Annotated in this window: 21 protein-coding genes; 11 read left to right on the top strand and 10 right to left on the bottom strand. The window is 65.5% G+C overall.

Annotation, left to right across the window (positions count from 1 at the left end; translation table 11 throughout):
* Positions 1–4 precede the first annotated feature (4 nt).
* The 5 genes from XCSCFBP4642_RS0113115 to XCSCFBP4642_RS0113095 all read left to right on the top strand — a co-directional run bounded on the left by XCSCFBP4642_RS0113115 (position 5) and on the right by XCSCFBP4642_RS0113095 (position 6,107).
* Positions 5–1,495: an efflux transporter outer membrane subunit gene (locus XCSCFBP4642_RS0113115; protein ID WP_029220191.1), complete on the top strand. Its 1,491-nt coding sequence runs from the start codon at positions 5–7 to the stop codon at positions 1,493–1,495.
* Positions 1,496–1,643: 148 nt separating this feature from the next.
* Complete coding sequence (locus XCSCFBP4642_RS0113110; RefSeq protein ID WP_029220190.1) at positions 1,644–2,774, top strand: ABC transporter ATP-binding protein; 1,131 nt, start codon at positions 1,644–1,646, stop codon at positions 2,772–2,774.
* Positions 2,771–3,682, top strand: a complete 912-nt coding sequence (locus XCSCFBP4642_RS0113105; protein WP_029220189.1) for an ABC transporter permease subunit — start codon at positions 2,771–2,773, stop codon at positions 3,680–3,682. The genes XCSCFBP4642_RS0113110 and XCSCFBP4642_RS0113105 overlap by 4 nt, the downstream gene beginning before the upstream one ends.
* Positions 3,679–4,527, top strand: a complete 849-nt coding sequence (locus tag XCSCFBP4642_RS0113100) for an ABC transporter permease subunit (protein WP_029220188.1) — start codon at positions 3,679–3,681, stop codon at positions 4,525–4,527. Before XCSCFBP4642_RS0113105 ends, XCSCFBP4642_RS0113100 begins: the two co-directional genes overlap by 4 nt.
* Before the next feature lie 215 nt (positions 4,528–4,742).
* Positions 4,743–6,107, top strand: coding sequence for an NAD-dependent succinate-semialdehyde dehydrogenase (locus tag XCSCFBP4642_RS0113095; protein WP_033899217.1), 1,365 nt, complete (start codon positions 4,743–4,745; stop codon positions 6,105–6,107).
* Between the two features lie 235 nt (positions 6,108–6,342).
* Here XCSCFBP4642_RS0113095 and XCSCFBP4642_RS0113090 read toward each other — a convergent pair whose 3' ends face one another.
* The 10 genes from XCSCFBP4642_RS0113090 to XCSCFBP4642_RS0113045 all read right to left on the bottom strand — a co-directional run bounded on the left by XCSCFBP4642_RS0113090 (position 6,343) and on the right by XCSCFBP4642_RS0113045 (position 15,989).
* A complete protein-coding gene (locus XCSCFBP4642_RS0113090; protein ID WP_029220186.1) occupies positions 6,343–7,344 on the bottom strand; it encodes a magnesium and cobalt transport protein CorA in 1,002 nt (333 codons plus the stop codon).
* A 15-nt stretch (positions 7,345–7,359) separates the two neighbouring features.
* The gene (locus XCSCFBP4642_RS0113085) at positions 7,360–8,634 is read right to left on the bottom strand and encodes a lipoprotein N-acyltransferase Lnb domain-containing protein (RefSeq protein ID WP_029220185.1); all 1,275 of its coding nucleotides are present in this window, start codon (positions 8,632–8,634) and stop codon (positions 7,360–7,362) included.
* Positions 8,631–9,509 carry a CorC family transporter gene (locus tag XCSCFBP4642_RS0113080; protein ID WP_029220184.1) on the bottom strand — a complete coding sequence of 293 codons (879 nt, stop codon included), beginning with the start codon at positions 9,507–9,509 and terminating at the stop codon, positions 8,631–8,633. The genes XCSCFBP4642_RS0113085 and XCSCFBP4642_RS0113080 overlap by 4 nt, the downstream gene beginning before the upstream one ends.
* Before the next feature lie 93 nt (positions 9,510–9,602).
* The gene (locus XCSCFBP4642_RS0113075) at positions 9,603–10,121 is read right to left on the bottom strand and encodes a hypothetical protein (RefSeq protein WP_029220183.1); all 519 of its coding nucleotides are present in this window, start codon (positions 10,119–10,121) and stop codon (positions 9,603–9,605) included.
* Positions 10,121–10,606 (bottom strand): rRNA maturation RNase YbeY, encoded by a 486-nt coding sequence (ybeY, locus tag XCSCFBP4642_RS0113070; protein WP_029220182.1) that lies wholly within the window; start codon positions 10,604–10,606, stop codon positions 10,121–10,123. The genes XCSCFBP4642_RS0113075 and ybeY overlap by 1 nt, the downstream gene beginning before the upstream one ends.
* A gap of 25 nt (positions 10,607–10,631) precedes the next feature.
* Positions 10,632–10,955 carry a hypothetical protein gene (locus tag XCSCFBP4642_RS0113065; protein ID WP_152527266.1) on the bottom strand — a complete coding sequence of 108 codons (324 nt, stop codon included), beginning with the start codon at positions 10,953–10,955 and terminating at the stop codon, positions 10,632–10,634.
* Between the two features lie 104 nt (positions 10,956–11,059).
* Complete coding sequence (locus tag XCSCFBP4642_RS0113060; protein WP_029220180.1) at positions 11,060–12,010, bottom strand: IS481 family transposase; 951 nt, start codon at positions 12,008–12,010, stop codon at positions 11,060–11,062.
* Between the two features lie 196 nt (positions 12,011–12,206).
* Positions 12,207–13,196, bottom strand: coding sequence for a PhoH family protein (locus XCSCFBP4642_RS0113055; protein WP_029220179.1), 990 nt, complete (start codon positions 13,194–13,196; stop codon positions 12,207–12,209).
* Positions 13,197–13,852: 656 nt separating this feature from the next.
* Entirely contained in the window at positions 13,853–15,307 is a 1,455-nt protein-coding gene (gene miaB / locus XCSCFBP4642_RS0113050; RefSeq protein WP_029220178.1) for a tRNA (N6-isopentenyl adenosine(37)-C2)-methylthiotransferase MiaB, read from the bottom strand.
* 40 nt (positions 15,308–15,347) lie between these two features.
* The gene (locus XCSCFBP4642_RS0113045; protein WP_033898342.1) at positions 15,348–15,989 is read right to left on the bottom strand and encodes a glutathione S-transferase family protein; all 642 of its coding nucleotides are present in this window, start codon (positions 15,987–15,989) and stop codon (positions 15,348–15,350) included.
* A gap of 105 nt (positions 15,990–16,094) precedes the next feature.
* On the opposite strand from XCSCFBP4642_RS0113045, the gene XCSCFBP4642_RS24780 reads away from it, so the two are divergent.
* The 6 genes from XCSCFBP4642_RS24780 to XCSCFBP4642_RS0113015 all read left to right on the top strand — a co-directional run bounded on the left by XCSCFBP4642_RS24780 (position 16,095) and on the right by XCSCFBP4642_RS0113015 (position 22,444).
* The gene (locus tag XCSCFBP4642_RS24780) at positions 16,095–17,060 is read left to right on the top strand and encodes a helix-turn-helix transcriptional regulator (RefSeq protein WP_033898340.1); all 966 of its coding nucleotides are present in this window, start codon (positions 16,095–16,097) and stop codon (positions 17,058–17,060) included.
* A 49-nt stretch (positions 17,061–17,109) separates the two neighbouring features.
* Positions 17,110–18,090, top strand: coding sequence for a lytic transglycosylase domain-containing protein (locus tag XCSCFBP4642_RS0113035; protein WP_029220176.1), 981 nt, complete (start codon positions 17,110–17,112; stop codon positions 18,088–18,090).
* Positions 18,091–18,457: 367 nt separating this feature from the next.
* A complete protein-coding gene (gene petA / locus XCSCFBP4642_RS0113030; RefSeq protein WP_029220175.1) occupies positions 18,458–19,102 on the top strand; it encodes a ubiquinol-cytochrome c reductase iron-sulfur subunit in 645 nt (214 codons plus the stop codon).
* The gene (locus XCSCFBP4642_RS0113025; protein ID WP_029220174.1) at positions 19,102–20,361 is read left to right on the top strand and encodes a cytochrome b; all 1,260 of its coding nucleotides are present in this window, start codon (positions 19,102–19,104) and stop codon (positions 20,359–20,361) included. The genes petA and XCSCFBP4642_RS0113025 overlap by 1 nt, the downstream gene beginning before the upstream one ends.
* On the top strand, positions 20,354–21,112 hold the full coding sequence (locus XCSCFBP4642_RS0113020) for a cytochrome c1 (RefSeq protein ID WP_029220173.1): 759 nt from the start codon (positions 20,354–20,356) through the stop codon (positions 21,110–21,112). The genes XCSCFBP4642_RS0113025 and XCSCFBP4642_RS0113020 overlap by 8 nt, the downstream gene beginning before the upstream one ends.
* Before the next feature lie 696 nt (positions 21,113–21,808).
* Positions 21,809–22,444 (top strand): glutathione S-transferase N-terminal domain-containing protein, encoded by a 636-nt coding sequence (locus XCSCFBP4642_RS0113015; protein WP_029220172.1) that lies wholly within the window; start codon positions 21,809–21,811, stop codon positions 22,442–22,444.
* Positions 22,445–22,476: the final 32 nt, after the last annotated feature.

The raw sequence follows: 22,476 nt of genomic DNA, 5'->3' as shown, positions 1-22,476 counted from the left end.
TTCCATGCGCCTGCTCCGCATGCCGCTGGCCGCGGCGTTGAGCGCCGTCGTGCTCGGTGGCTGCATGCTCGGCCCCGATTACACCAAGGCCCCACCGGTGGCCGATGCGGCCATGCAGGCCCCGGCGCTGCATCGCGCCAGCAGCGCGGACGTGGTGGCCGCCGCACCGTTGAATCACTGGTGGGAGGAGCTGCACGACCCGACCCTGACCCAACTGGTGACCCAGGCGCTGGCCGACAGCCCCAATCTGCGCGCCGCGCAGGCACGCCTGCGCGCCAACCGCGCCCTGGCCCGCCAGCGCCGCGCCGAGCGTCTGCCCAAGCTCAATGCCAGTGCGGTGTACGCGTATGCCGAGCCGCCGCAGACCATCGTGGACACCCTGGGCGGCCTGCAGAACGGCCAGCAGGGGCAGCCGCCCACGCAAGGCAGCCAGGCGCTGGATCTGGAAAAGACCCAGATCTACAGCGCCGGCTTCGACGCCAGCTGGGAGCTGGATTTCTTCGGCCGTCGGCGGCGTGCCGCCGAAGGCGCACTGGCCCAGGCACAGGCGTCCGAGGCCGAACTGGCCGACGCACAGGTGCAGCTGGCTGCCGAAGTCGGGCAGGTGTACCTCAACTACCGTGGGTTGCAGGCGCGGCTGGCGATCGCCGATGCCAATCTGGCCAAGATCCGCCAGTCTCTGCAGCTGGTGCAGCAGCGCCGTCGCCAGGGTACCGCGTCGGACCTGCAGGTCGAACAGATCGCCACCCAGGTGCAGCAGCAGCAGGCGCAACGCCTGCCGCTGGAAATGCAGGCACAGGAAGCGCAGGACCAGCTGGCGCTGATGGTCGGGCGCGAGCCCGGCGCGCTGGACGCCCAGTTGAGCACGGCCCAGCCGTTGCCGATGTTGCCCACCCAGGTGCGCGTGGACGATGCCGGCGCGCTGATCCGCCGTCGCCCGGACGTGCGCAAGGCCGAGCGCGAGCTGGCTGCCTCCAGCGCACAGATCGGCGAGGCGCTGAACGGCTATTTCCCGCAGGTGACCTTGCTGGGCGGGCTGAGCTGGGTGGCCGGGTCACCCAGCGATTTCAATTCCGATGCGTCGACCACCCTGGCGGTGCCGATGCTGCGCTGGTCGATCTTCGATTTCGGTAAGACCCGTGCGCAAGTGGATCAGGCGCGCGCCGGCAACGCCGGTCGCGAGGCCGCCTACGAGGCGGCGGTACTGGGTGCCTTGCAGGATGCCAATGCAGCGCTGTCGCATTTCGGCTCGGCGCGCAAGCAGCTGGTGGTGGCGCGCCAGGCCGAAGCCTCGGCCACGCGCTCGGCCGGGCTGATGCAGCAACGCCGCGATGCCGGCGCCACCTCGTCGATCGACCTGCTGGATGTACAACGCCAGCAGCTCTCCGCGCAGGACGCCGCCGCACAGGCGCAGGTGCAGCTGCTGGTGAATTACGTGGCCTTGCAGAAGAGCCTGGGGCTGGGCTGGAGCGAGGCGCCGCAGGAACGGCGCTGAGGCGTTGGCGGCCGCTCGTTGAGCGGATAGGCAATGCGTTGCTTCGCGCCGCGACCGGCCGGGTAGCCTGCAGGCCAATCTGGCTTTTGTCATGATGGTGCGCAGACGCCGTGCATGGCGCCTGCGCCTGCCGCCATCGAGAGAATTCATGTCACTGCCCGAGGCCATGTCGCCAGCTTCCAGCCCTGCCGATGCCGGTTATCTGTCCATCGACGCGGTGCGCAAGGAGTTCGACGGCTTCGTTGCGGTGGACGATGTCAGCCTGCAGATCCGCAAGGGCGAAATCTTCGCGCTGTTGGGCGGGTCGGGCAGCGGCAAATCCACCTTGCTGCGCTGTCTGGCCGGTTTCGAGCGGCCTACCAAGGGGCGCATCACCCTGGATGGTCAGCCCATCGACGCGCTGCCGCCGTACGAGCGCCCGATCAACATGATGTTCCAGGCGTATGCGCTGTTTCCGCATATGAGCGTGGAACAGAACATCGGCTTCGGGCTGAAGCAGGAAGGGCTGTCGAAGGCGGCGGTCACCACCCGTGTCGGCGAAATGCTGGAGCTGGTGCAGCTGGGCGCGCTGGCCCGGCGCAAGCCGCATCAGTTGTCCGGGGGCCAGCAGCAACGGGTGGCGCTGGCGCGCTCGTTGGCCAAGCGGCCCAAGCTGCTGTTGCTGGATGAGCCGATGGGCGCGCTGGACAAGAAGCTGCGCTCGCAGATGCAGCTGGAACTGGTCAACATCATCGAGACCTCCGGCGTCACCTGCGTGATGGTCACCCACGATCAGGAAGAGGCGATGACCATGGCCACGCGCATCGCGCTGATGGACCAGGGCTGGATCCAGCAGGTCGGCACGCCGGACGAAATCTACGAACAACCGGCCAATCGCTTCGCCGCTGAATTCATCGGTTCGGTGAATCTGGTCGATGCGGTCATTGCCGAGGACCAGCCGGACTACGTCGCCTTGAAGACGCCTGCCTTTGACGCCCCGATCCGTATCGGCCATGGCATCACCGGCTTCGAAGGGCAGGCGGTGGCGTTTGCGCTGCGCCCGGAAAAGCTCGCCATCGGCAAGGACGAGCCGGCGCAGGCCTGCAACAAGGCGCAGGGTGTGATCGAGGACATCGCCTATTTCGGCAGCCATTCGGTGTATCACGTGCGCCTGCCCAGCGGGGTCAAGCTGATGGCCGACTTCGCCAATCGCCAGCGCTGGGCCAGCGAAGCGCTGACCTGGGGCGATGCCGTGTGGGTAGGCTGGGGCGAGGACGACGGCGTGGTGCTCACCGCATGACGCGCCTGTTCCGCCGCGGGGTGCCGGGTGCGCGCTGGGGCGTGATCGCCGCGCCGTATCTCTGGTTGCTGGTGTTCTTCGCGATCCCGTTCCTGATCGTGTTGAAGATCTCGTTTGCCGAGCGCGCCACCGCGATGCCGCCGTATACGCCGCTGTTCGCGTATGCGGCCGATGGCGCGGTGAGCGTCAAGCTGCAACTGGGCAATTATCTGGTGCTGTTGCGCGACAGCCAGTACGTGGCCGCGTACCTGAGTTCGATCAAGATCGCGGCGATTTCCACCGCACTGACGTTGTTGATCGGTTATCCGATGGCGTATGTGATCGCGCGCCTGCCGCTGGCCACGCGCAACGTGGCGATGATGCTGGTGGTGCTGCCGTCGTGGACCTCGTTCCTGATCCGTGTCTATGCCTGGATCGGCATCCTCGATGGCAATGGCCTGCTCAATCAGGCGTTGCTGGCGATCGGCGTGATCCGGCAGCCGCTGCAGTTGCTGTATACGCCGATCGCCGCCTATATCGGCATCGTCTATTGCTATCTGCCTTTCATGGTCTTGCCGCTGTACGCCAATCTGGTCAAGCACGACCAGCGCCTGCTGGAAGCGGCCTACGACCTGGGCGCGCGTCCGTGGCAGGCGTTTGTGCGCATCACCTTGCCGCTGTCGCGCAACGGCATCGTGGCCGGCTGCATGCTGGTGATGATTCCGGCGGTGGGCGAGTTCGTCATTCCTGAAATGCTCGGCGGCCCGAATACCTTGATGATCGGCCGCGTGTTGTGGGGCGAATTCTTCAATAATCGCGACTGGCCGGTGGCTGCAGCAGTGGCCACGGTCATGTTGCTGGTGTTGCTGGTGCCGATCGTGATCTTCCACCGTTACCAGCAGCGCGAGCTGGAAGGGCGGCTGACATGATGCGCGCCTCGCGCGGTGGGCGGGTACTGGGGGGGGGCATCCTCGCGCTGGGGTTCGGTTTTCTGTATCTGCCGATCCTGTTGCTGATGGTGTATTCGTTCAACGCCTCGCGCCTGGCTACGGTGTGGGGCGGCTTTTCCACTCGCTGGTATGGCCAATTGCTGCGCGACCGGCAACTGCTGGACGCGGCCTGGGTCAGCCTGGAGGTGGCGTTCTGGACCGCCTGCGCATCGACCGTGCTCGGCACCATGGCGGCCATGGCGATGGTGCGCATGCGCAGATTCCCAGGCAAGACCGTGTTCGGTGCCTTGATCACCGCGCCACTGGTGATGCCGGAAGTGATCATCGGGCTGTCGATCCTGTTGCTGCTGGTCTCGATGGGCGGGGTGCTCGGTATCGCGCCACGCGGCGCGGTGGCGATCTGGGTGGCGCATGTCACCTTCACCGTATCGTTCGTGACGGTGGTGATTTCTTCGCGCCTGCAGGAGCTGGACCGCTCGCTGGAAGAAGCCGCGATGGATCTGGGCGCGACGCCACTGAAGGTGTTCTTCCTGATCACCTTGCCGATCATCGCTCCGGCCCTGGCCTCCGGCTGGCTGCTGGCCTTTACGCTGTCGCTGGACGATGTGGTGATCGCCAGCTTCCTGGCCGGGCCCAGTTCCACCACGCTGCCGATCAAGGTGTTCTCGTCGGTGCGGCTGGGCATCAGCCCCAAGATCAACGCACTGGCCACGCTGATGGTGCTGGCAGTCTCGATTGCCGCGGTGGTCGGCTGGTGGCTGCTGGCGCGCAGCGAAAAACGCCGCCTGCGCGATCAGCAGCTGACACAGCAAGCGATTGCCTGAGCGTGCGTTGCGTTAATGCGGCGAATGCCCTCTGGCACCCGGCCGCCAGATGGGCGTAGACGCGCATGGCGCCGCTGCAGGTGCGCGTTGCACGATGGAGGTGCGGCAGTGCGTCGCGGTAGCGGAAAACACAGCGTTGCACGGATTCGAGCCGGCTGTGACGCGGCTACAACTTTCCGGCCACTAGCATGGCGGCCTTGCTACTGGAGAACGCCATGTCCTACGACACCGTCAATCCGGCCAACGGCCAGGTCGAGCACACCCAGCACACCCTGGACGCTGCCGGCATCGAAGCGCGCCTGGCCGCATCGGCCAAGGCATTTCCGGCCTGGGCCGCGTTGCCGCTGGCCGAGCGCGGCGCGTTGCTACGACGCGTCGGCGAAGAACTGACCAAGCGACGTGATGACCTGCAACGCATCATGACCGCCGAAATGGGCAAGCTGCGCCACGAGGCGTTGGCCGAAGTCGACAAGTGCGCGCAGGCCTGCGCGTATTACGCCGATCATGCGGCCGAGTACCTGGCGCCGCACGAGATTTCAACCGAGGCGCAGTCCAGCTATGTGCGCTATGAGCCGCTGGGCTGCGTGTTTGCGGTAATGCCCTGGAATTTTCCGTTGTGGCAGGCATTCCGGTTCCTGGCGCCCGGCCTGATGGCCGGCAACGTGTCGCTGCTCAAGCACGCCAGCAACGTGCCGCGCTGCGCAGACGCCATGAAGCAGGTGCTGGACGCGGCCGGTATTCCGCCAGGCGTGTTCGATGTATTGCACATCGACAACGACCAGGCCGCCGATGTCCTGCGCGACGATCGGATTGCTGCGGTGACCTTGACCGGCAGCGAACGCGCCGGGCGCTCGCTCGCTGCCAACGCTGGCGACCAGCTAAAGAAGTGCGTGATGGAACTGGGCGGCAGCGATGCCTTCATCGTGCTGGACGATGCGGACTTGGAGCACACGGTGGAATCGGCGGTGCAGTCGCGCTTCGACAACAGCGGGCAGACCTGCATCGCAGCCAAGCGCTTCATCGTGGTCGATGCCATCGCCGACCCGTTCATCGAGCGTTTCGTCGCCGCTGCGTCCAAGCGCGTGGTGGGCGACCCGCAGCAGGAAGGCACGACGCTCGCACCGATGGCACGCGCCGACCTGCGCGAGGAATTGCACAAGCAGGTGCAGGCCAGCGTGGAGAAGGGTGCCAAGGTATTGCTGGGCGGCGAGCCGGTATCGGGTTCGCATGCAGGCTACCCGGCCACGATCCTCGACCAGGTCGCCCCCGGCATGCCGGCGTACGCGGAGGAATTCTTCGGCCCGGTGGCCTCGATCATTCGAGTGGCCGACGAAGCAGACGCGGTGCGCGTGGCCAACGACACCACCTTCGGCCTGGGCGGCAGCGTTTGGACGGCGGACGCCAAGCGTGGCGAACGCGTCGCCCAGCAGCTGCACTGCGGCGCCGCCTTCGTCAACTCGGTGGTCAAGAGCGATGTGCGGCTCCCGTTCGGTGGCATCAAACGCTCAGGCTTCGGCCGCGAGCTGGCCGATCACGGCATCCACGAGTTCATGAACATCAAGACGATCTATATAGCTTGAGGGCCGGGATTGGGGATTCGGGATTCGCAAAAGCCAGGGCGTTTCCTTCTCCCGCCGGGAGAAGGTGCCCGAAGGGCGGATGAGGGGCACCAGCAGACATTGAACAGTCTGGGTGAAACGATCAACGCGACAGCGATCGAAACACAACCATCGCTCAAGCTGGATCAGCAAGCAGCAAACCCGCTCTAGCGAATCCCCAATCCCAACTCCCCAATCCCAAGCCGCTACGCGGCCCTCAAAGCCACCGCGCCCGCTTGAACAGGCGATACAGCACCAGGCAGGAGGCCACGATGCCGCCCACCAGCAGGGGGTAGGCGTAGGGCTCGTCGAGTTCGGGCATGTGGGTGAAGTTCATGCCGTACCAACTGGTGATCAGCGTGGGTGCGGCCAGCAGGGCGGCCCAGGCGCCCAGGCGCTTGACCGTCTCGCCCTGTGCCAGCGTCACCATCGACAGGTTGACGCTGAGTGCGGTCCCCAGCATTTCGCGCAGGGTGTCGATGGCGTCGTTGATGCGCACCGCATGATCGAGCACGTCGCGCAGGTAGATGCCCACGTCTGCGTGGATCAGCGAGCCGGGGTTGCGCTTGAGGTGCGAGAGCACGTCCTGCAACGGCGCCACCACCAGCCGCATCTTGTTGAGTTCGCGCTTGAGCTCATACAGGCGCACCACCGTCTCGCGCTTGTAGTCGTCGGCAAAGATGTCCTTTTCCAGGCGCTCCAGCGTGTCGCGGAACTCGTCCATGATCGGCAGGTAGTTATCGACCACGAAGTCCAGCACGCCATACAGGCAGAACGAGGCGCCCATGCGCAGCATGGCCGGCTCGCGCTCGACCCGATGCCGCACCGGCGTATACGACAGCGATGCGCCATGGCGCACCGTCAGTAGAAACCGTTTACCCAGGAATGCATGCGTTTCGCCATAACGGATGCGCTCGTTGACCAGCTGGGCGGTATTGACCACCACGAACAGCGAGTTGCCGTAACTCTCGGCCTTGGGGCGCTGGTGCGCCTTGAGCGCGTCTTCGATCGCCAGGTCATGCAGGCCGAACTCGTCCCGCAGCTTGTGCAGCACCGATTCCTGCGGTTCGTACAGGCCGACCCAGACGAAGCCATCCGGGCGCTCCAGCACGTCGCTGATCTGCTCCAGGCTGATGTCGTGCCGCTCACCGTCGCCGTCGTAGTACGCGCAGGTGATGACGCAGGACGGGTTGTCTGGATGGCGGCCGTGGTTGTTCATGGGCGCATCGTCAGGTCAGCGTCGAGAGAGCGACACGTCGCGCGGCTGCAGGGCGATCGCGAGCGCGGCGTGGATCGGCAACAGCAGCATCACCCACTGCAGGTTGTCCTGGGCCTGGAACGACAGCCAGTGGATCACCAATGCCAGCAGCGCGCCGGCTGCCACCAGCCAGGCCAGCACATTGAACCAACGGCCCGGCCGATGGCCCAGCTGCAGCCGGACGCCACCAAACCACAGCAGCAGACACAGTGGATTGACCAGCAAGAGATTGCGGTTGGCCCACGCGGATTGATGTGCGGTGAATCCCCACAGATACACCAGCAGGCCGCCACCGATGGCGCACAGCAGCCAGAACGGCAGCGCCAGCCCGGCCAGCAGACGTTGCCGGCGACGCAGCGCCAGCACGCCGGCGGCCATCAGTACGCCGGCCAGCAACCACGGCCACCAATGTCGCTGCTGTTCGGCAGGCTCGGGCGCGACACGATGCGGCAGCAGCACCTGGGTGGATTGCACCAACGGCCGGCCAGCGCTGTTGTGCACCTGGGTCAGGCTGTCGGCCAAGCGCATCGGCACGAACGCTTCTTCCCAGCGCGACAAGGGGCGATCGGCATAGGGCCCCAGCCCCAGGTCGAAGCCCAGCCACATCCACGGGGCGGGGGAGGCCAGGCGCACCGCTTCGCTGCGGTAGGTATTGCCGCGCGAGCGGCCGGCCAGTTGCGATTTCAGCGTGCCGCCCATGGCGCGATCGAGCGCATCGCGCACCATCGTGGCGCAGTTGGCTTCGAAATAATCGTAGTGATAGCGGGCGTTTTCCGGCCGGCTGCGGACAGCCAGGCCATCGGCAAGCGCGCGTGCCTGCTCGGCCGGCAGATCCAGCCACTGCACACTGACGCCACGGCCGACGTTGCGGTATTGCGACAGGTCTTCTTCCAGCGGCAGCGCCACCAGGTAATACATCATTTCGCCGCGTGCGAAACGCGGCACGAAGTCCGGCTCGCTCGGGTCGAAGAAGCCGAAGTTGTACGAGGTGGCCTGCTGGGTGAGTGGATCGACCACCACGATGGCGTCATGCCCGAAGCGTTCGAAGAACACTTCGCCGGGTTGCATGGTCACCACGCCGACGCGCGGCGGCGGTGCGGCAGCTTGGGCAATGGCCGGGGCAGCCTCGCCCAGCACAGCCTGTGCCAGTGCGAGCGGCGCTGCCAGCAACATCGTCAGCAGCAGCGCCCAGCAGGCGAGCCATCGCCGGGCGCCGCAGCGCTGCGGCGCCGTGCGGATGAACTGGTTCAAGCGTCGTCCTGCGGGTCGGGCGGCAGGATGGTGACGTGGAAGGCGTGCACACGGCGCGCGTCGGCCTTGGCCACGCGGAACGCAAACCGGCCCAGCGTCAGTTCCTCGCCGGTTTCCGGCAGGTGTCCGATCGCATCGGTGACCAGGCCGCCGACGGTGTCGTATTCGTCGTCGGAGAACTCGGCGCCGAAGCGCTCGTTGAAGTCCTCGATCGGCGTCAGCGCGTCGACTACGTAACGCCCATCGGCCTGGATGGCGATCAGCGAATTCTCTTCCTCGGCGTCGTCGTGCTCGTCGTCGATCTGGCCGACGATCTGCTCCAGCACGTCCTCGATGGTGACCAGGCCGGCGACGCCGCCGTACTCGTCCACCACGATCGCCATGTGGTTGCGCGACAGGCGGAATTCCTTGAGCAGGACGTTGAGCTTCTTGGACTCGGGGATCAGCACCGCCGGGCGCAGCAGCTCGCGCACGTTGCCGGGCCCGTTGTCGGCGACCACGCCGCGCAACAGGTCCTTGGCCAGCAGGATGCCGAGCACCTCGTCCTTGTTCTCGCCGTGCACCGGGAAGCGCGAATGGCCGGATTCGACCACCTGCTTCATCAGGTCGATGAAGCGCGCTTCCACCGGCAGGGAGACCATCTGCGAGCGCGAAATCATCACATCGCCCACGGTGAGCTCGGCGACGGAGATCGCGCCTTCCATCATGCGCAAGGTGTCTGCGGCGATGAGACCGTCCTGTTCGGCGGTCCGCAGCAATGCGACCAGTTCGTCGCGGGTATGGGGTTCGCCGGAGAAGGCCGCGCTCAGGCGTTCGAGCCAGCTGCGGCGTTTTTCGGGGGTTTCTGAGCTGTAGCTACTGTCGTCTTCGGACATCGTGACGGGGGACGGCACCCGGCGAACCAGGCATTAGGCCGCAGTCTAGCAGGAAGCCGCCAGGACGCTGTGGATCCGCTGCGGGTGCCGGCCTCAGGGCAGGTCAAGGCTATAGCCGCAGCCCACCACGGTCTTGCCCGGATGCGATTTGACGTTGGTCACGCTGAGCACCACCGATTCGATCATCGCCTCGCCGGTCTTGGGGTTGGTGGTGTCTTCGCTGACCAGCTCGTGGCCGTACATGACCTTGTCGGCGTTATCCACGCCCAGTTCCAGGTCCAATTGCTTGGCCAGCGGACGGGGATCGGGCAGGTCCAGGATCGCCATGATGCTGGCGCCGGAAAAGGCGATGTGGTTGGTGCTGTGGCCGAACACGCTGATGGGCGTGTTGAGGGTGTATTCGGTCATGAACAGGTTGGACTGGTCCAGCGGCGTCCAGCCCAGCGCCACCGCCTTCAGCGGGTCGGCCAGCACTGGTGCCAACGCGTTGAAGTCGCCGATACGCTGGCGGCATTCGATCAACGCTGGCAGGTCGGGGCGTACCGTCGCGCCCTGCGCCAGTACCGCTGCCGGACTCAGCAGCAGGCAGCTCATTGCGATCAGCGCGCGCATCAACGCTCTCCCGCATAAGGGTCTTCGATCCCCAGGTCGGCCAGGATCTCGCGTTCCAGTTGCTCCATCGCATCGGCCTCCTTGTCGTCTTCGTGGTCCCAGCCCAGTAGATGCAAGGTACCGTGCACGGTCAGGTGCGCGTAGTGCGCGGCCAGCGATTTGCCCTGTTCTGCGGCCTCGCGCGCCACCACCGGCGCGCAGATCACCAGGTCGCCCAGCAGCGGCATCTTGATGCCCTTGGGCAGACCCTCCGGCAGTTCGGCCGGGAAGCTCAGCACATTGGTGGCGTAATCCTTGCCGCGGTAGTGGTGGTTGAGCGAGCAGCCTTCTTTCTGGTCGACCACGCGCACCGCCAGATCGGCCTCGCGGATGCGTCCCTTCAGGGCGGCAGCCACCCACTTGCGAAAACTCACCGCCGACGGCAGGCCTGCGCGTGGCAACGCATAACTGACGGCGACGTCGAGGCGGACCGGACCTTTGGTCATGGCACATACTTCCTGGATTGAAGGGTCAGCGCGAGCAGGTCATCAGCACAAGCACCTCAGGACCACCGGCCACGCGATAGTGCCTATGGCCGAATGGGCCACGTGCGCAGCCACGATTGTAATCCTGCACCTTCAAGCTGGGAACGAACCCGGTCTGAGACTGCATCCAGACGGCGGCAACGCCTGTTTCAATCAACCAACCCACCAAGTGCTGACTGGACATGTGGGCATGTGCGATCGGCGAGCTGTCGCAGCCATGCGCATCCTTGGTGGTGCCGGGCAAATCGAGTAGCCAGCGAGCGCTGAGGCCTCGCTGCCAGGCGGAGAGTGCGGCGCGATCGGTTGGCATCGGCCCATTCGCCTGTGCGGCCAAGCGCTGCAACACTGCGGCGGGAAGGCTGATGCTGGCGTGTACGCCTGTCAGCGAAACGCATGGCAGTGTGACTCGCGTCGCTAGCTGTGTAAACCCACCACGTTGTTCAGTGGGATGTGGATCCGTGAGATGGGAGGTCGGTGTGCGAGGCTGGCATGGGGCCGATGCCAGTTGTAGTGATGGAGCCAGTGCCCCAGGTAAGCGGCACGTTGCTCGGAGCTGTCATAGCGGTGGGCGTAGGCCCACTCACGCAATGCCGTCTGGATGAAGCGTTCTGCCTTGCCATTGGTGCGTGGGGTATAGGGGCGGGTGCGGTAGTGCCTGAGGTTGAGGTGCCGGATGGTGCGGGCGAAGGCCTTGGAGCGATAGCAGGCGCCGTTGTCGGTCAACACACGCTGGAAGGTCACGCCCAGGCTGCGGTAATAGCGCACCGCGGCGATCAACGCCCGGCAGGCGCTGAGGCGACTTTCATCTGGGTGCAGGCTGCTGAACGCAACGCGGGAGTGATCGTCGATGGCGACATGGACGTACTCCCATCCGGCTCCTCGGCTGGCCTGGGTACGATCGCCGGTGACACGATGACCGGCTTGGCAGAAGCGCCCGAGCTTTTTGATATCCAGATGCAACATGCCGCCGGGCTGGGGATATTGGTAGCGCACGACCGGGGGCCTGGGTTCCAGTTCGGCCAGGCGATGCAGGCCGGCGCGGCGGACGATGCGCGCGATGGTGCTCCGGCCCACCTGCAGGTGAGCGGCAATTTGCCCGTAGGTGGAGCGTTGTTGGCGCTGCTGCAGGATCTGCTCGACCAGCTCCGGCCCGGTGGCATGCGGGCAATGCTGCGGGCGCGAAGAGCGGTCCTGCAGGCCGTCCTCTCCCGACAGGCGATAGCGCGCCAGCCACTTGTAGGCGGTCCGCACGCTCACGCCGCTGGCATGCGCGGCCTCTTCCACACGCAAGCCATGCTCCACGACGCGCTGAACGAGCAAGGCTCGACCTCGTGGTGTTAAACGGGCATGTTTATGCAGGTTCATCCGGGGGCTCCTGGGGGCTGGGTTGGTGTGGTAACCCCCATCTTCCAGATCGGCCCCGGATGAACAACCTACTGAGAGATCACAGCTAGCGCCACATCGCGATCAACTGCTGCTTCAGGCGACAGCGGCGCCGATCCAACGTCGAGCGATAGCGCCATACATCCGCTGGCCAACAGCAGGTTGGTAATCCATCGATTCACTCTGCGCTGTCTTTGGCAGCGTCTTCCCGCTGATCGCGCTTCTCATACGCGGTGACGATGCGTTGCACCAGCGGGTGGCGTACCACGTCGCGCGCTTCGAAGAAGGTGAAGCTGGCGCCTTCCACGTCACGCAGCACTTCGATCGCATCGCGCAGGCCGGACTTGACGTGCTTGGGCAGGTCGATCTGGGTCAGGTCGCCGGTCACCACCGCGGTGGAGCCGAAACCCAGGCGGGTCAGGAACATCTTCATCTGTTCGATGGTGGTGTTCTGCGCCTCGTCCAGGATCACGTAGGCGTCGTTGAGCGTGCGGCCGCGCATGTAGGCCAGCGGGGCGATCTCGATGACGTTCTTCTCCAGCAGCTTGACCACCTTTTCCACGCCCAGCATTTCGTACAGCGCGTCATAGAGCGGGCGCAGGTAGGGGTCCACCTTCTGGCTGAGGTCGCCGGGCAGGAAGCCGAGCTTCTCGCCGGCTTCCACGGCCGGGCGCACCAGGATCAGGCGCTGCACGCGCGATTCGTTCAGCGCTTCCACCGCACTGGCCACTGCCAGGAAGGTCTTGCCGGTGCCGGCCGGGCCGATGCCGAAGTTGATGTCGTGGGTGGCGATCGCATGCAGGTACTTGGCCTGGTTGGCGCCACGGCCGCGCACGGTGCCGCGCTTGACCTTGATCGCCACGTCCTGCGGCTGGTACGCGCGCTCGACCACGTGCTCGACATTGGCATCGTTCAGGCGCAGGTGGATGGCGTGGTTGTCGAAGATGATCGAGGCCGCTTCGTCGTACAGCGCGGTCAGCAGCTGCTGGGCGGCGGTGATCGCCGGCTCCGGGCCAGTGACGCGGAAGATGTTGCCGCGGTTGGCGATCTCCACGCCGAGCTTGAGTTCGATCTGGCGCAGGTGCGCGTCGAAGGGGCCGGCCAGGTTGGCCAGGCGCTCGGTGTCTTCGGGCTGCAGGGTGAAATCACGATAGGCAGGTGCGTTCATGGTCAGATCGGACAGCGCGTGCGGCGTCGGTAGGGCGGCAGATGAGGGTAGCGCGCAGGGTGTGATCCCACCAACACACCGGCGCCCTGGCTGCAGGGCGCCGTCCTGCCGTGCGGCCGGGTTTTCCACAATCGCTGTGGAGTCACGCCTCACTAACCTGTGGATAGAAGTTGCCAGCCCTACTGGCGTAAGGTTCGGCAAGGTGGTGGCGAAAAAATCGCCAGTGCGCAAAGGGTTGTCCACACCCGATGTGGATCGAATCCGGCAAAGCCTGTGGGTAAGTGCCGCTGCGCCTTCTGTCACAAGGCATGGCGGTTTGCTGGTGAAATCTTCACCAGTGCCCGGAATCGCTCCAAGCGCCTGTGCCGCTGTGATGGTTGTGCGAGGGGCCTGGGCATGCAGATGGCCGTACAACCGGGTGAGCTCACCGCCAGCTGGTCGATGCATCCGAATCGCGCGCAACGCGACACTCACCGTTGCAGTGACGCAAGCGCAGGCAACGGAGCGCCTTGCGCGCTCCGCACTGCACTCAGAATGGGTTCGGTATCAACGCAGGCCGGGACCCGCGTCAGCTGGCTGCATCCAGTGCAATCGATCGGCGCGGCCTGCAGCCGATGCCGCATCACGGCATCGACCACGCAGCGTCAGCACCGGCATCAGCCCGCGCTATCGTCCAACTGGATGCGTCCGCGCAGCGAATTGCTCATCGCCTCGGTAATCAGCACATCGACGAACTGGCCGATCAGCCGCGGATGGCCCGGGAAGTTCACCGGGCGCATGTTCTCGCTCTTGCCGGTCAACTCGTTCGGGTCGCGCCGCGACGGGCCTTCCACCAGCACGCGCTGCACGCTGCCGACCATGGATTGCGAAATGCCGGCCGCGTGCGCGCTGATCTGCGCCTGCAATCTTGCCAGGCGTGCCTGCTTGACCGCTTCGGGGGTGTCGTCGTGCAGATCCGAGGCCGGGGTGCCGGGACGGCGTGAATACACGAACGAAAAGCTCTGGTCGAAGCCGACGTCCTCGATCAGCTTCATGGTCTTTTCGAAGTCCGCCTCGGTCTCGCCGGGAAAGCCGACGATGAAGTCCGAGCTGATCGAGATATCCGGGCGCACCGCGCGCAGCTTGCGGATCTTGGATTTGAATTCCAGCGCGGTGTAGCCGCGCTTCATCGCCGACAGGATGCGGTCGCTGCCGGCCTGCACCGGCAGATGCAGGTAGTTGGCCAGCTGCGGCACGTCGCGATACGCATCCACCAGCGAGTCGGAAAACTCCAGCGGGTGCGAGGTGGTGAAACGGATGCGGCCGACGCCTTCGATCTGCGCAATGGTGCGAATCAGCAGCCCCAGATCGGCGTACTGCACCGCCTCGCCCGCATCGGCGCCATACGCGCCGCGATAGGCGTTGACGTTCTGGCCAAGCAGGTTGATCTCGCGCACGCCTTGCGCCGCGAGCTGCGCCACCTCCACCAGTACGTCCTCGAACGGGCGGCTGACTTCTTCGCCACGGGTGTAGGGCACCACGCAGAACGAGCAGTACTTGGAGCAGCCTTCCATGATCGACACGAACGCCGACGGGCCTTCGGCACGCGGCTCGGGCAGGCGGTCGAACTTCTCGATCTCCGGGAAGCTGATGTCCACCTGCGACTTGCCCGACTCGCGCCGGGCGCGGATCAGTTCCGGTAGCCGGTGCAGGGTCTGCGGCCCGAACACCAGGTCCACGTGGGGTGCGCGCTTGACGATCGCTTCGCCTTCCTGCGAGGCCACGCAGCCCCCCACGCCGATGATCACCGGCTTGCCGCCGGCTTTCAGCGCCTTCCAGCGCCCCAGCTGGCTGAACACCTTCTCCTGCGCCTTTTCGCGGATGGAACAGGTATTGACCAGCACCACGTCGGCGTCTTCGGGGGTGTCGGTCAGCTCCAGGCCCTCGGAGGCGGCGAGCACGTCGGCCATCTTGGCCGAGTCGTACTCGTTCATCTGGCAACCGTGGGTCTTGATGTACAGCTTGCCGCGCACCACGGCAGGCGCTGCCGGGCGGACGACCGGCAACGGCACGAGGGCGGGAGCGTCCACGGCGGTGGCCGTGGACAGGTCGGAAACGGATGTCCCGGGCATGGCGCTTATTCCAGGCGGGTGGTGAACGAAGCCGCGCAGTTTACCCGCTTGTGCCGGCAGCGTCCGCACCGGCGGGGTGGTCGACTGCCTCGGCACGCGCCACCGCCGGGCGCGCGGCCATCCGGGCGATGTAGGCGTGGGTCGGGCCCGGTGGATCGATCAGGCCGAATTCCACCATCCATGCCAGGGCGCCGCCCCAGAGCACGTCGGCCGCACTGCAGCGTGCACCCAGCAGGTAATCGCCCTTGGCCAGCTGCGCATCGACCACCGCCAGCACGGTGGCGGCGTCGGCGTAGGGCGAAAGCGAGCGCGGTGGCGCCTCGCGCTTGAGCGCAAGGTCGATGATCGCCGGCTCGAAGGCCGAACCGTAGAACGCCAGCCAGCGCAGGTAGGCGCCCCGGTCGGCGTCGCCCGGCGCCGGCGACAGGCCGGCTTCCGGATACAACTCGGCCAGGTACTGGTAGATGGCTCCCTGCTCGGTGACCACGCTGGTGCCATGGACAATGGTCGGGATCTTGCCCATCGGGTTGATCGCCAGGAATTCCGGCGTGCGCTGCTGCTCCTGTTCCAGGTCGATGCGCTGCAGGCTGTAACTGGCGCCCAGTTCTTCCAGCAGCACCAGCACGCCGCGCGAGCGTGAGCGGGAATTGTGGAACAGGGTGATGTGGCGGTCGTCTGACATTGCGATCTCCTTGGATTGCGGGTCGGGGTGGTCGATCAGCGCTGGCTGATATGACGATGCTACGGAATGCTTGCGGACAGTTTCTGTCCGCAATACCGTTTGTCCATGGCCTCGACCGCTGCCCGTCTGCTACGACTGCTGTCCCTGCTGCAAGGTGGGCGGCGCTGGCCGGGTGCTGCCCTGGCCAAGCGTCTAGAAGTGCACCCGCGCAGCCTGCGCCGCGACATCGATCGCCTGCGCGGGCTGGGCTACCCGGTGCATGCGGCGCCGGGTAGCGGGGGCAGATACCGGCTGGGGCAGGGCGCGGCCGCCTTGCCGCTGTTGTTCGAGGAAGACCAAGCGTTGACCGTGGCAATCGCCTTGCGCGCGGTCGCCCCGGCCATCCGAGGCATGGACGCGGCTGCCACCCGCGTGTTGGCCAAGCTCGATCCGCTGCTGCCGCGGCGCAGTGGCCAGCGTGCCAGTGCCGCGCACGCCGCCATGGCCAGCCTGCCGCTGGGCGAAGCCAACAGCCTGGTGGACGCGGCGGTGCTGGCGCAACTGGCCGGCGCATGCCGCGACCGCACCACGTTGCGGCTGCACTACCGGCGCCACTCCGGCGAGGCCATCATCCGCTGCGTGGAGCCGGCGCTGCTGGTCAACTACGGGCGGCGCTGGTACCTGCTGGGCTGGGACTGCGAACGCCAGGACTGGCGGACACTGCGCGCGGACCGCATCGATCAGGCATTGCCGACCGGTGCGCAGTTCGCCGCGCGCGCGCTGCCCGAGGAACCGCTCCAGCTGCTGCGCAAGGCCATCGGCGAGGCACCGTTTCCGTGCCGTGTACGGGTCCGCCTGCCCGGATCGCTGGCAACGCTGGCCGCGCAGATCCCGCCGTGGCTGGGTGCACTGGAAGCCGACGGGGCGGGGCATTGCTGGCTGGGGCTGGGCGCCCCGAGCATGCCGACGCTGGTGGCCAACCTGCTGGTGCTGGAGATTCCATTCGAGGCGATCGCACCGCCCGGGATGCGCATGCCGTTGCTCACTGCCCTGGACAGCTTGCGGGCGCGACTGGACCGGCCGTCGGCCTGAGTGGCGCGGCCTCTTGGCAAGCCCCGGGCAAGCTGGGACACTCCGCCGCATGAAGGGGATGTCAAGATTGCTGGGGCTGTTGCTTGTCACGTTGTCGGTTGCGCCGGCCAGCGCCGGCACGCTGTACAAGTGCGTCAGCGGCGACGGCATCACCAGCTATCTCAGCAAGCGCCAGAACGGCGCCACCTGCAGCGTCATCAGCAGCTACACGCCCGATCGGTCGGTCCGGCGAGCGCACGCCACGCCTGTGGGCCCGGCGCCGGCGCTGTCGCAGGCAGCGGCGCGTCCGGTCGCCAACATCGACAGTGGCGCGCCTGCCACCATCATCAGCCAGCCCCGACGCACGGCCGAGACCGCTGCGCCATCGGTGCAGCGCACGTTGCCGGCTGCCGAGAGCGCCAATTCCATCGCGCCTGCCGCTGCGCCGGTGGCGGTCAATCCGCGCCGGGTGGTCAGCGGGCAGGTCTACTCTTATATGAAGGACGGCGTGCGCCATTACACCAGCGCTCGCCCACGCCAGGTCGCCAGCATCGAGGGCCTGCGCACCATCCACTACAGCTTCATCGAGACCTGCTACGCCTGCGGTGCCAAGCCGGGGGTCAATTTCGGTGCGATCCGGCTCAACACGGCTGCCTACCAGCAGGAGATCGCTTCGGCGGCGCGCGAGTTCGGCGTGGAAGAAGCGATCGTGCGCGCCATCATTCATGCCGAGTCGGCCTATAACCCGCTGGCGCTCAGCCGCGCCGGCGCGCAGGGGCTGATGCAGTTGATGCCGGGAACCGCCCGGCGCTTCGGGGTCAGCGATGCCTATGATGCATCGCAAAATATTCGCGGCGGCGTGCAATATCTGTCGTGGTTGCTGAAGCGGTTCAATGGCGACCTGACCCTGGCCGCGGCCGGCTACAACGCCGGCGAAGGTGCGGTAGACCGGTACGGTGGTGTGCCGCCGTACAGCGAAACCCAGCGCTACGTGCAACGCGTCGGCCTGCTGGCAGGGCGCTATCGCGGACAGACCGCCACTGCCAACTGAGCATCCGACTGCGCGCCCATCGCGCGGTGCAGACAGGCGTGCCGTGATCGTTACCTGGGTGTTGCGATCGCGCACCGCGCGATCGCCGCTGCGGCACACGCAGGGACGATGCAACGCCGCGTCATGTCCGCTGTCGCAACGCGCCGGTGCCGCGCACTGCGTCACAGCCATGCAGGCACGTATCCTGCCGCGCATGCATAACGAACAGCGACCTTGCGCAGCGGCCATTGCATCGCATGGCTCCGACTGCGTACATTGCATTGTCTGTGCATTAAGCGTTCCGCTACACTGCGGTCGATTCATCGCGGCTGGACCCCCCGCCAGCCGTTGGCAGCCTCACGCTACCTAATCAAGATCGGAGAGCCGGATGGCCAACGATGGGGTTAACGCACCTGCCGATACCGGGCGTCGCCGGTTTTTGACCGCGACAACGGCCGTGGTCGGTGCGGTCGGAGCAGGATTTGTTGCAGTTCCGTTCGTGAAGTCGTGGAATCCCAGTGCACGGGCCAAACTGGCCGGCGCCCCGGTGACTGCCGACATCAGCGCCTTGCAGGAAGGACAACGCCTGGTTCTGGAATGGCGCGGTCAGCCCATCTGGATCGTCAAGCGCTCCAAGGCGATGCTCGATGCATTGCCCTCCCTGGACGATCGGCTCAAGGACCCCAAGTCCGAGAACAAGGATCAGCAGCCCGAGTATGTACTGAAGAACCCCGAGTACCGCTCGATCAAATCCGATATCTCGGTGCTGGTCGGGCTGTGCACGCATCTGGGCTGCTCGCCGGAAATGGTGGCCGAGATCCGGCCCGAGCCCTACGACCCGCAGTGGAAAGGCGGCTATTTCTGCCCCTGCCACAAGTCGCGCTTCGACATGTCCGGCCGCGTCTTCGATGGCGTGCCCGCCCCGATCAATCTGCTGGTGCCCCCACACCATTATGTCGACGACAACACCCTGGTGATCGGCGTCGATCCGGACGCTGCCGGCAAGTCGGCCAACAGCACGGGGGCTGCGTGATGAGCAATATCCTGGTCCGTTCCGCCAACGGTGTGTTCGAGTGGGTCAACGAACGCGCGCCCGGGCTGATGCCCATGTACCGCAAGCACATCAGCGAGTACTACGCGCCGAAGAACTTCAACCTCTGGTACTACTTCGGCTCGCTGGCCATCGTGGTGCTGGTCAACCAGATCGTCACCGGCATCTTCCTGACGATGCATTACAAGACCAGCGCCGCCGATGCATTCGCCTCGATCGAATACATCATGCGCGACGTGGAGTGGGGCTGGCTGATTCGCTACATGCACAGCACCGGCGCCTCGCTGTTCTTCATCGTGGTGTATCTGCACATGTTCCGTGGCCTGATGTACGGCAGCTACCAGAAGCCGCGCGAGCTGGTGTGGATCCTGGGCATGCTGATCTACCTGGTGCTGATGGCCGAAGCCTTCATGGGCTATGTGCTGCCCTGGGGACAGATGTCGTTCTGGGGCGCGAAGGTGATCATCTCGCTGTTCGGTGCCATTCCGGTGATCGGCAACGGGCTGACCGAATGGATCATGGGCGATTATTTGCCTGGCGATGCCACGCTCAACCGGTTCTTTGCGCTGCATGTGATCGCGCTGCCGCTGGTGCTGTTGCTGCTGATCGTGCTGCACATCGGCGCGCTGCACGAAGTGGGCTCCAACAATCCCGATGGCGTGGAGATCAAGAAGGGCCCCAAGGGCAATCGCTGGGATGCACACAAGCCGGCCGATGGCATTCCGTTCCATCCGTATTACACGGTCAAGGATCTGGTGGGCGTCGGCTTCCTGTTGCTGATCGCAGCCTTCATCATCTTCTTCGCGCCGGCCTTCGGTGGCCTGTTCCTGGAGCATGACAACTTCACCGAGGCCAACCGGTTGGTGACGCCTGAGCACATCAAGCCGGTGTGGTACTACACGCCGTACTACGCCATGTTGCGCGTGGTGCCCAACAAGCTCGGTGGTGTGCTGGTGATGTTCTCGGCGATCGCGATCCTGTTCCTGGTGCCGTGGTTGGATCGGGCCAAGGTGCGCTCGGTGCGCTATCGCGGCTGGATCTCGAAAGCGGCGTTGGGCGTGCTGGTGGTGTGCTTCGTGTGGCTGGGCGTGATCGGGTCCGGCCCCGGCACCGACGCGCACGAGACCTACGTCGGGCGGGTGTTGACCTTCCTGTACTTCGCCTTCTTCATCACCATGCCGGTGTGGACGCGGCTGGACAAGACCAAGCCGGTGCCGGAGCGGGTGACCACCCATGACTAATTCCAACGTGAGGTCACGGAAGTCGCGCGTGGCCGCATTGCTGTGTGGCCTGATCCTGGCCGCGGGAGCAATCGCGGCCGAAGGCGGAAAGGTGCAGCAGGCCGGCAACGATCTGGGCGACCGCGCATCGCTGCAACGCGGCGCGCAGTTGTTCATGAACTACTGCTCCGGCTGCCACTCGCTGAAATACCTGCGCTATGCGCGCATGGCCAGCGACCTGGGCTTGAGCGAAGCGGAGGTCATGACCAACCTCAACTTCACCGGCGCCAAGGTCGGCGAGCATATCGAAGGCACCATGCCGCACGATGCGGCGGCCAAGTGGTTCGGCAAGGCGCCGCCGGATCTGACCTTGATCGCCCGCGTGCGTGGCACCGACTGGGTCTATACCTACCTCAAGTCGTTCTACCTGGATCAGACCCGTCCGCTGGGCTGGAACAACCAGCTGTTCCCGAACGCGTCGATGCCCAACCCGCTGTGGGAGTTGCAAGGCCTGCAACAAGCGCAGTTCGGCCCGGCCGACAAGGCCACCGGCGACAAGCCGGTGGAAGCCCTGAAGCTTGGGCAGCCGGGGCGTCAGACGCCGGTGGAGTTCGACCAGACGGTGCGCGATATCGCCAACTTCCTCGAGTATGCCGGCGAACCGGCTGCGCTGAAGCGGCAAAGCCTGGGCGTGTGGGTGGTGCTGTTCCTGGCGTTGCTCACCTTCATTGCCTACCTGCTGAAGAAGGAATACTGGAAGGACGTGCACTGATCGGGACGCAGGGCCCGATCAATGCATGTAGCGCAGCAGACTTCACGCCCGACGCCGGATATGCCAGCCTCTCGTCCCTCGGGAGAGGGGTGTGCGAGGGTTGCCATCAGGCATGCGTGCAACCGGCCGATCGCTCTTGGTGCGAGAACACCGAGAGATGACATGTGCACCTTGCTGCGCGGATCCCGCCCGCATGCCATGCAGGCAGCCCGGGATGCGGAGATCGTCAGGCCAAGGCTGGCCTGCATCAGCATGGACGCAGCATCAACCGTCCGGCGGTAGCGGCGCGCCAGACCCTGAGAAACTGCGTATCCCTGCACTGACGTGGCGGTCGGCGCATGAGCCGGCCGTACGCCTGCAATGGCAATGCGGTCTTGCAGGCACGGATCACGTCCGAGACATCCAGGTCAACCGTTCGGCCACTGTCACTTTGGCTGCTGCTGCGCGATGGCCGGCGCCGGCAGCTGTCGACATCTCGATCGCGTGTCAAAGGATGCATCAGTGTGCGGAAACGGCGCACATCACCACGTGTCGCTGACAATCCCGCAACGGCATCCGCCGTCCGAGCATGAATAAGCCCTATCACTCTTGGCTTTTGCGTGACGTGATTGCACACTCGATAGACCGTGGTGACGGTCGGCGTTGGGCCGGCCGCGCCGATGCGGCCGGCGGATTCCGGTCGTCGGAGAGCCTTGAATGGCGACGAGTGTGCGTATGCGCAATACCTTGACCTTGTTTTCGTCCAACGATGACGTGTTGTGCCACCGGGTCCGTCTGGTGCTGGCGGCGAAAGGGGTGACCTACGACCTGGTGCCGGTCGACCCGCAGAATCCCCCCGAAGATCTGATCGATCTCAATCCCTATCACTCGGTGCCGACCCTGGTCGAGCGCGACCTGGTGCTGTACGCCGCATCGGTGGTCAGCGAATACCTGGACGAGCGCTACCCGCATCCGCCGTTGATGCCGGTCGACCCGCTGTCGCGTGCGCGCCTGCGTCTGGCGATGCTGCGCATCGAGCACGATTGGGTGCCGCAGGTGCAGGCGATCCAGCTCGGCAACAAGACCCAGGCCGAAGCCGGCCGCAAGCGTCTGAAGGAACTGCTCACCGCATCGGTGCCGCTGTTCAAGGCCAGCAAGTTCTTCCTCAACCCGGAAATGAGTCTGGCCGATTGCGCGATGGCGCCGATCATCTGGCGACTGGACGCATTGGAAATCGGCCTGCCCAAGGACGGCAAGGTGATCGAGGACTACGGCAACCGGATCTTCCGCAACCCTGGCTTCATTCGCAGCCTCACCGAGCAGGAAAAAAAGCTGCGCGACCTGCCGGGCTGATGCGACGGCTGTATGCCAACAGACCGTGTTGC

Origin of the sequence: Xanthomonas cassavae CFBP 4642 (genome assembly GCF_000454545.1) — a bacterium.
Lineage (GTDB): Bacteria > Pseudomonadota > Gammaproteobacteria > Xanthomonadales > Xanthomonadaceae > Xanthomonas > Xanthomonas cassavae.
This window is presented reverse-complemented; position numbering and strand designations above follow the sequence as displayed.